A 7,981-nucleotide genomic window follows, 5' to 3' on the forward strand; every position below is an offset into this window, starting at 1 on the left:
CCCAATGAATGGATCCACCACCTTTGACCTGCCCATCGGCGGCATGACCTGTGCCAGCTGTGCCGGGCGGGTCGAACGCGCGCTGGGCAAGGTGCCGGGCGTGCAACGTGTCAGCGTCAACCTGGCCAATGAACGCGCGCACATCGAAGTACAGGGCCAGATGGACCCCAGCGTGCTGATCGCCGCCGTCGACAAGGCCGGCTACACCGCCACCCTGCCCCAAAGCGAAACCGCCACCGACGCCGATCAAGCCCGGCGCCTGCGCCGCGAGCGCTGGTCACTGGTGGCGGGCATTCTGCTGGCGTTGCCCTTGGTGCTGCCGATGCTGGTGGAACCCTTCGGCCTGCACTGGATGCTCCCCGCCTGGATACAGTTCGCCCTGGCCACACCGGTGCAATTCATCCTCGGCGCGCGCTTTTATGTCGCCGCGTGGAAAGCCGTGCGCGCCGGCGCCGGCAATATGGACCTGCTGGTGGCGATCGGCACCAGTGCCGGCTACGGCCTGAGTATCTACGAATGGCTCACCGCCGCCCCAGGCGTGACGCCGCACCTGTACTTCGAAGCCTCGGCGGTGGTAATCGCCTTGGTACTGCTGGGCAAATACCTGGAAAGCCGCGCCAAGCGCCAGACCGCCAGCGCCATCCGCGCCCTTGAAGCCTTGCGTCCGGAACGGGCGATCCGCGTACAGGACGGCCGCGAAGAAGACGTCGCCATCAGCGCGTTGAAGCACGGTGACCTGGTGCTGGTCAAACCCGGCGAACGCTTCCCGGTGGACGGTGAGGTGGTGGAAGGCCAGAGCCATGCCGATGAAGCGCTGATCAGCGGCGAAAGCCTGCCGGTGCCCAAACAACCCGGCGACGCGGTCACCGGTGGCGCCATCAACGGTGAAGGCCGTTTGCTGGTCCGCACCCTGGCCCTGGGCGCAGAAAGCGTGCTGGCGCGCATCATCCGCCTGGTCGAAGACGCCCAGGCCGCCAAGGCGCCGATTCAGAAACTGGTGGATAAAGTCAGCCAGGTGTTCGTGCCGGCGGTGCTGGTATTGGCGCTGATCACCGTGGTGGGCTGGTGGCTGTACGGTGCCTCCCTGGAAACCGCCATCATCAATGCGGTGGCGGTACTGGTGATCGCCTGCCCTTGTGCCTTGGGCCTGGCCACGCCGACTGCGATCATGGCCGGCACCGGCGTCGCCGCGCGCCACGGCATTCTGATCAAGGACGCCGAAGCCCTGGAGCGCGCCCATGCCGTGAGCGCTGTAGTATTCGACAAGACCGGCACCCTCACCTCCGGCGCGCCCAACATTGCGCATTTGGCGGCCGTGGATGGCAACGAAGCCCTATTGTTGCAACAGGCCGGCGCCTTGCAGCGCGGCAGTGAGCACCCACTGGCCAAGGCCGTGCTGGATGCTTGCCGCGAAAGAGGCTTGGACGTGGCCGATGTGAGCGCCAGCCAATCCCTCACCGGGCGCGGCATTGCCGGTACGCTCGACGGTCGGCCACTGGCGCTGGGCAATCGCCGCTTGCTGGAAGAGACCGGCCTGGACGCAGGCGACCTGGGCCCGCGTGCCAAGGAATGGGAGGCCGAAGGCCGCACCTTGTCCTGGCTGATCGAGCAAGGCGCGCAACCCCGCGTGCTGGGGCTGTTTGCCTTTGGCGACACGCTCAAGCCCGGCGCGTTGCAGGCCGTGCAACAACTCAAGGCGCAGCACATCAGTAGCCACCTGATCACTGGCGATAACCACGGCAGTGCGCGGGTAGTGGCCGAAGCCTTGGGGATCGACGATGTGCATGCCGAGGTACTGCCCGCCTATAAAGCCGCTGCCGTGGCCGAGCTGAAAAAAACCGGCGTGGTGGCCATGGTCGGTGACGGCATCAACGATGCGCCGGCCCTGGCCGCTGCCGATATCGGCATCGCCATGGGCGGCGGCACCGACGTGGCCATGCACGCCGCCGGTATCACCTTGATGCGTGGCGACCCGCGCCTGGTGCCGGCCGCCCTGGAGATCAGCCGCAAGACCTACGCAAAAATTCGACAGAATCTGTTCTGGGCCTTTGTGTATAACTTGATCGGCATTCCGCTGGCCGCCTTCGGCCTGCTCAACCCGGTACTGGCTGGCGCCGCCATGGCCTTGTCCAGTGTCAGCGTGGTGAGTAATGCGCTGTTGTTGAAAACCTGGAAACCCAAGGACTTGGAGGATCAACGCCCATGAACATCGGCCAAGCCGCCCGCACCAGCGGGCTAAGCGCGAAGATGATTCGCTACTACGAATCCATTGGCCTGCTGAAAACCGCCCACCGCACCGACAGCGGCTACCGCGTGTACGGCCACGACGACCTGCACACCCTGACGTTCATCAAGCGCTCGCGGGACCTGGGGTTTTCACTGGAAGAAGTCGGCAAGTTGCTGACCCTGTGGGAGGACCGCCAGCGGGCCAGCGCTGACGTAAAAGCCTTGGCGCGTCAGCACATCGACGAGCTCAATCACAAGATTCGCGAGCTGGGGCAACTGCGCGATACCTTGCAGGACCTGATGGAGCACTGCCAGGGCGATCATCGGCCCGACTGCCCGATACTCAAGGAGTTGGCGGCAGGCAACTGCTGCGCCTGACTGGACAAACACAAAACCAAATGTGGGAGCTGGCTTGCCTGCGATAGCATCACCCCGGTGTCACTGATACACCAAGGTGTCTGCATCGCAGGCAAGCCAGCTCCCACATTGGAACGCGCCGTTGTAAGTTACTGCATCCAAGGCGGCGGCGGTGGCTCGTCCGGTACTTTGCTCGGTGGCGCATCATCCGCCGCGCGAATCGCCTGGCGACGCTCTTCATCCAGCCGCGCCGCTTCGATTTCGCGGATCACACCGCCCACGTCCGCCAGTTCTTCCGGTTCGTCGAACTCACCGGTCAACACACTGGCCGGGTGCAAGGTGCCGGCTTCGTACAACGCCCACATTTCCTTGGCGTACTTGGTCTTCTTCAACTCCGGGGCAAAACGCCCGAAGTAGGAAGCCATGTTGCCGACGTCGCGCTCCAGCATGTTGAAGGCGTGGTTGTTGCCCGCCGCATCCACCGCCTGGGGCAGGTCGATGATCACCGGGCCCGTAGGCGTGAGCAGTACGTTGAACTCGGACAGGTCACCGTGCACCAGGCCGGTGCACAGCATCAGCACGATCTGGGAGATCAGGAAGGCGTGGTATTCGCGCGCCTGGTCCGGGTCCAGCACGACGTCATTCAGACGCGGCGCCGCATCGCCGTACTCGTCGGCCACCAGTTCCATCAACAGCACGCCTTCAAGAAAGTCGTACGGTTTGGGCACGCGAACGCCCGCGCCGGCCAGGCGGAACAGCGCCGCCACTTCAGCGTTCTGCCAGGCATCTTCGGTTTCTTTCTTGCCGAACTTGGAGCCCTTGGCCATGGCTCGCGCCTGGCGGCTGTTACGGACCTTGCGGCCTTCCTGGTATTCGGACGCCTGACGAAAACTTCGTTTATTCGCCTCCTTGTAAACCTTGGCGCAACGCAATTCATTGCCGCAGCGCACCACATAAACAGCTGCTTCTTTACCACTCATCAGAGGGCGCAGCACTTCGTCGACCAGACCGTCTTCGATCAGGGGTTCAATGCGTTTAGGAGTCTTCATCAGCTTTTATTGTGGGTCCTGTATTACCAAACACGCGTGTGGCACTCGTTATACGGCAATCGGCTCGCCGGGGGGAGAGGCTACTGACCTCTGACCCCTTCAGAATGCATTCAATGGGCCAATTTTATCGGCAATCAGCGTTCGATAATCGCCGTCACGCCTTGGCCACCGGCGGCACAGATGGAAATCAACCCACGGCCCTTACCCGCCGCATCCAATAATTTAGCCAGGTTGGCGACGATACGCCCACCGGTAGCGGCAAATGGATGGCCCGCCGCCAGGGAACTGCCCTTGACGTTGAGCCGGCTGCGGTCGATCGACCCCAGCGGTGCGTCCAGGCCCAGGCGGGTCTTGCAATAGTCGGCGTCTTCCCAGGCCTTGAGCGTGCACAGCACTTGAGCGGCGAAGGCTTCGTGGATCTCGTAGTAATCAAAGTCCTGCAAGGTCAGGCCGTTGCGCGCCAGCAAGCGTGGCACCGCATACACCGGCGCCATCAACAGGCCCTCGGCACCGTGGACGAAATCCACCGCCGCCGCTTCGCCATCACGCAAGTAAGCCAGGATCGGCAAGCCGCGCTCCTTGGCCCACGCCTCGCTGCCCAGCAACACCAGGGAGGCACCATCGGTCAGCGGTGTGGAGTTGCCGGCGGTAAGCGTGCCCTTTTCGCTGCGTTCGAAGGCCGGCTTGAGGCTGGCGAGTTTTTCCAGGGTCAGGTCGGGGCGCAGGTTGTTGTCGCGGGTGAGGCCGAGAAAGGGCGTGAGCAAATCGTTGTGCCAGCCTTCGGCATAGGCCGCCGCCATCTTCTGGTGGCTCTCCAGCGCCAGCTGGTCCTGCTCGGCGCGGGGGATCTGCCAGGTCTGGGCCATCAGCTCGCAGTGCTGGCCCATGGACAAACCCGTGCGCGGTTCGCCGTTGCGTGGCAACTCCGGCTTGAGGTGGTGAGGACGAAGTTGTAACAGGACCTTTAATTTGTCCGTCATGGATTTACTTCGGTTGGCTTTGAGCAGCAACTTGCGCAGCCCTTCATTCACACCAATCGGCGCATCCGAGGTGGTGTCCACCCCGCCGGCAATGCCGCACTCGATCTGGCCCAGGGCAATTTTATTGGCCACCAGCAGCGCCGCCTCAAGCCCGGTGCCGCAGGCTTGCTGAATGTCGTACGCAGGGGTTTGTGGTGACAGGCGCGAGCCGAGCACGCATTCACGCGTCAGGTTGAAGTCACGGGAATGCTTGAGCACCGCGCCGGAGGCCACCTCGCCCATGCGCAGGCCGTGCAGGTTGTAGCGCTCGATCAGGCCCTCCAGCGCGGCGGTCAGCATCGCCTGGTTACTCGCCGTGGCGTAAGGGCCATTGGAACGGGCGAAAGGAATGCGGTTACCGCCAATGATCGCTACACGGCGCAATTGAGTCATGAAAAAGCTCCCTTGTGGTGGTGGGTGGAATCATCAAGCCTAGCCTAGGCTCAATCGAACGACTGCCACCCCAGGGTGGTCAACCTTTGAACCCCAGCCTTCGGAGAGCGTTCCATGTCTGACCGTTATATCGACTTCGCCAACTCAAGCCTCGGCCATCGCCTGGTCGCCGCCATTGGCCTGCCGTCACCGGTACGCCTGGAACGCTGGCAAGCCGGACGCCTGCGCCCGGTCGAAGGCGCACTGCTGCTGGGCGGTGGCGCATTGGCAACCCAGGTGCTGGCGTTTGCCAACCGACTCACCGACGCCGTCTACAGCTACGGCGCCGAAGCCTCGACAGCGCCCGCTTGGATTCCCGGACACGGCCCCAAACTCAAGGCGGTGGTGTTTGACGCCAGCGGTTTGCAGCACACCGACCAGCTCAAGCAACTGCGCGAATTCTTCCAGCCGCTGCTGAAAAACCTCGACCACAGTGCCCACCTGGTGATCCTTGGCCGGGCGCCGGAAGGCCTCAGCGACCCCTTCGCCGCCAGCTCCCAGCGCGCCCTGGAAGGTTTCAGCCGCTCCCTGGCCAAGGAATTGCGCAGCGGTGGCGTGCTGCAGTTGCTGTACGTGGGCGACGGTGCCGAAGACCAGTTGGAAGGCGCGTTGCGGTTTTTCCTCTCGCCCAAGAGCGCTTATATCTCGGGCCAGGTGATTCGCCTGGCAGCCTGCGATACCCCGGTGCAAGACTGGACACGCCCGCTGGCTGGGCGCAAGGCGTTGGTGACCGGCGCCGCTCGAGGCATCGGTGCCTCTATCGCCGAAACCTTGGCCCGCGACGGCGCCGAGGTCATTCTGCTCGATGTGCCCCAGGCCAAGTCCGACCTCGAAGCCCTAGCCGCACGCCTGAATGCGCGCACGGTGGTGCTGGATATCTGCGCCGAAGATGCCGCCCGCCAACTGGCCGAACACCTGCCAGACGGGCTGGACATCCTGGTGCACAACGCCGGTATCACCCGCGACAAAACTCTGGCCAACATGACCCCGGAATACTGGGACGCGGTGCTGGCGGTCAACCTCAACGCGCCGCAAGTGCTGACCAAAGCCCTGCTCGACAGCGGCACCCTGCAAAACAACGCCCGGGTGGTGTTGCTGGCCTCCATCAGTGGCATCGCCGGCAACCGCGGGCAAACCAACTATGCCGCGAGCAAGGCCGGGCTGATCGGCCTGGCTCAAGCCTGGGCGCCGCTGTTGAAGGAACGTGGGATCAGCATCAACGCCGTCGCGCCAGGGTTTATCGAAACCCAGATGACCGCGCATATTCCCTTCGCCCTGCGCGAGGCCGGGCGCCGCATGAGCTCCCTGGGCCAAGGTGGCTTGCCTCAGGATGTGGCCGAAGCCGTCGCCTGGCTGAGCCAGCCGGGTTCCGGTGCGGTCAGCGGCCAGGCGCTGCGGGTGTGTGGGCAAAGCCTTCTGGGAGCGTGAGCATGCAATGGCAAACGTTGGACAGCACCCCGTCTCTACTGCCGCTGTATTGGCGCGCGGCGCTCAAGCGCAAGATCACCGGCAGCGCATTGCCCGAACGTGGGTTGCGCTGCCGGATGAGTGTCAACCCCGGCGCCGTTGCGGCGTACCGCAAGGTGTGCGGCTTTGCTGACAGCCCGATGCTGCCCGCGACTTATCCGCATGTCCTCGCGTTCGGCCTGCAACTGCAATTGCTGACGGACAAGACTTTTCCGTTTCCGCTGCTGGGGTTGATCCACCTGCGCAATCGCATCCGTGTTCATCGACCTTTAGGTGGAGTGGGTGACGTGAGTGTCGGCGTTTACGCACGCAATCTCAGTCCCCATTCCAAGGGGGCCACCTTTGACATCGTGACGGTTGTGGAGGATGCCCTCGGGCTCTTGTGGGAAGCCGAAAGCCAAATGTTATGTCGGGGCGTGAAGCTTGAAGGCGAAGCTGCGGACAGCGGATTGCAGCCCCCGGGAACGCTCACCGAACTGACGCGCTGGAAAGCGCCCACTGACATAGGCCGCCGCTACGCCCGCGTGTCCGGCGACTACAACCCTATCCACCTCAGTGCGCCTACCGCCAAGCTGTTCGGTTTCCCCCAGGCCATCGCCCACGGGTTGTGGAACAAGGCCCGCACCCTCGCGGCGCTGGCAGAACACTTGCCGGCCGCCAATATTGAAATCGACGTGGCGTTCATGAAGCCAGTGCGCCTGCCCAGTGAAGTGATATTGATGAGCAGCGCGGCCGGTTCCTGCGCAGGGTTGGAACTCAAAGGCGCTGGGGATATTCAACATATGCGTGGGAAGTGGCAGCCGATTGCCTGAAAACCCCTGATTAATTGTATATACACCCTAAGTTATAGCGGACCTTGCGAGGTCCGTCTTTATTTACAATACTTTGATTTTTATCAATTAAATATTCTTAAACATCCATCCACTACACCTTTGGCATTAGTCATTAAGCCGACGATGGCGGGGTGTATATAAATCGTTAATACCAAGTTGAGCATTGCGTGAAAGAGTGCCCTGGCCTGAGATAGCCACACGGACAAACCTATCGTTATCCAAAGAAATAACGAGGGTTTGAAACAACCAAGGTTGTACCAGGTGCAAGGAACTCAATCATGAAAACTCAAGTCGTGTTTTGGAAAGCAAGTACTGCGCTGGCCCTCGTTCTGGCAATGAGCCTGGGCGGCTGCAGCAGCGGTGGTGGCGGGCATAAATCAAGCGTGGCAGCGTCCTCGCCGGATGCTGGTGCAGGTGCCGGAGGCGGCACTGGTGGTGGTACCGGTGGTGGCACGGGCGGCGGTGACGGCGGCACGGGTGGCGGTACCGGTGGCGGCACGGGCGGCGGTGACGGCGGCACTGGTGGCGGTACCGGTGGTGGCACGGGCGGCGGTGACGGCGGCACAGGTGGCGGTACCGGTGGTGGCACGGGCGGCGG

At 63.0% G+C, this 7,981-nt stretch carries 7 protein-coding genes; 5 read left to right on the plus strand and 2 right to left on the minus strand.

The window, feature by feature from the left end; genetic code table 11:
* Nucleotides 1-4 precede the first annotated feature (4 nt).
* Both DK871_RS25055 and cueR read left to right on the plus strand, forming a co-directional pair.
* On the plus strand, nucleotides 5-2,206 hold the full coding sequence (locus DK871_RS25055) for a cation-translocating P-type ATPase (protein WP_094775234.1): 2,202 nt from the start codon (nucleotides 5-7) through the stop codon (nucleotides 2,204-2,206).
* Nucleotides 2,203-2,604, plus strand: a complete 402-nt coding sequence (gene cueR, locus DK871_RS25060) for a Cu(I)-responsive transcriptional regulator (protein ID WP_003188242.1) — start codon at nucleotides 2,203-2,205, stop codon at nucleotides 2,602-2,604. Before DK871_RS25055 ends, cueR begins: the two co-directional genes overlap by 4 nt.
* 128 nt (nucleotides 2,605-2,732) lie before the next feature.
* On the opposite strand, the gene DK871_RS25065 is transcribed toward cueR, so the two are convergent.
* Complete coding sequence (locus tag DK871_RS25065; protein WP_003188241.1) at nucleotides 2,733-3,632, minus strand: PA4780 family RIO1-like protein kinase; 900 nt, start codon at nucleotides 3,630-3,632, stop codon at nucleotides 2,733-2,735.
* A gap of 134 nt (nucleotides 3,633-3,766) precedes the next feature.
* Entirely contained in the window at nucleotides 3,767-5,044 is a 1,278-nt protein-coding gene (locus DK871_RS25070; protein ID WP_161907026.1) for an acetyl-CoA C-acetyltransferase, read from the minus strand.
* Nucleotides 5,045-5,158: 114 nt separating this feature from the next.
* Here DK871_RS25070 and DK871_RS25075 point away from each other — a divergent pair, with 114 nt between their 5' ends.
* From DK871_RS25075 to DK871_RS29500, 3 genes are all read left to right on the plus strand, one after another.
* On the plus strand, nucleotides 5,159-6,511 hold the full coding sequence (locus DK871_RS25075; protein WP_161907027.1) for a 3-oxoacyl-ACP reductase: 1,353 nt from the start codon (nucleotides 5,159-5,161) through the stop codon (nucleotides 6,509-6,511).
* A 2-nt stretch (nucleotides 6,512-6,513) separates the two neighbouring features.
* Nucleotides 6,514-7,362, plus strand: a complete 849-nt coding sequence (locus DK871_RS25080) for a MaoC/PaaZ C-terminal domain-containing protein (RefSeq protein WP_161907028.1) — start codon at nucleotides 6,514-6,516, stop codon at nucleotides 7,360-7,362.
* Nucleotides 7,363-7,785: 423 nt separating this feature from the next.
* Nucleotides 7,786-7,981, plus strand: a 196-nt coding sequence (locus DK871_RS29500; protein ID WP_218581533.1) for a hypothetical protein, incomplete at its 3' end; no start/stop codon positions are given.

The organism is Pseudomonas sp. L13 (assembly GCF_009935965.1).
GTDB lineage: Bacteria > Pseudomonadota > Gammaproteobacteria > Pseudomonadales > Pseudomonadaceae > Aquipseudomonas > Aquipseudomonas lactis.

What these genes read in the sequence shown, in the direction of transcription:
- DK871_RS25065 (WP_003188241.1), bottom strand. Translation starts at nt 3,632, where the DNA reads ATGAAGACTCCTAAACGCATTGAACCCCTGATCGAAGACGGTCTGGTC.
- DK871_RS25070 (WP_161907026.1), bottom strand. Translation starts at nt 5,044, where the DNA reads ATGACTCAATTGCGCCGTGTAGCGATCATTGGCGGTAACCGCATTCCT.
- DK871_RS25080 (WP_161907028.1), top strand. Translation starts at nt 6,514, where the DNA reads ATGCAATGGCAAACGTTGGACAGCACCCCGTCTCTACTGCCGCTGTAT.
- DK871_RS25055 (WP_094775234.1), top strand. Translation starts at nt 5, where the DNA reads ATGAATGGATCCACCACCTTTGACCTGCCCATCGGCGGCATGACCTGT.
- DK871_RS25075 (WP_161907027.1), top strand. Translation starts at nt 5,159, where the DNA reads ATGTCTGACCGTTATATCGACTTCGCCAACTCAAGCCTCGGCCATCGC.
- cueR (WP_003188242.1), top strand. Translation starts at nt 2,203, where the DNA reads ATGAACATCGGCCAAGCCGCCCGCACCAGCGGGCTAAGCGCGAAGATG.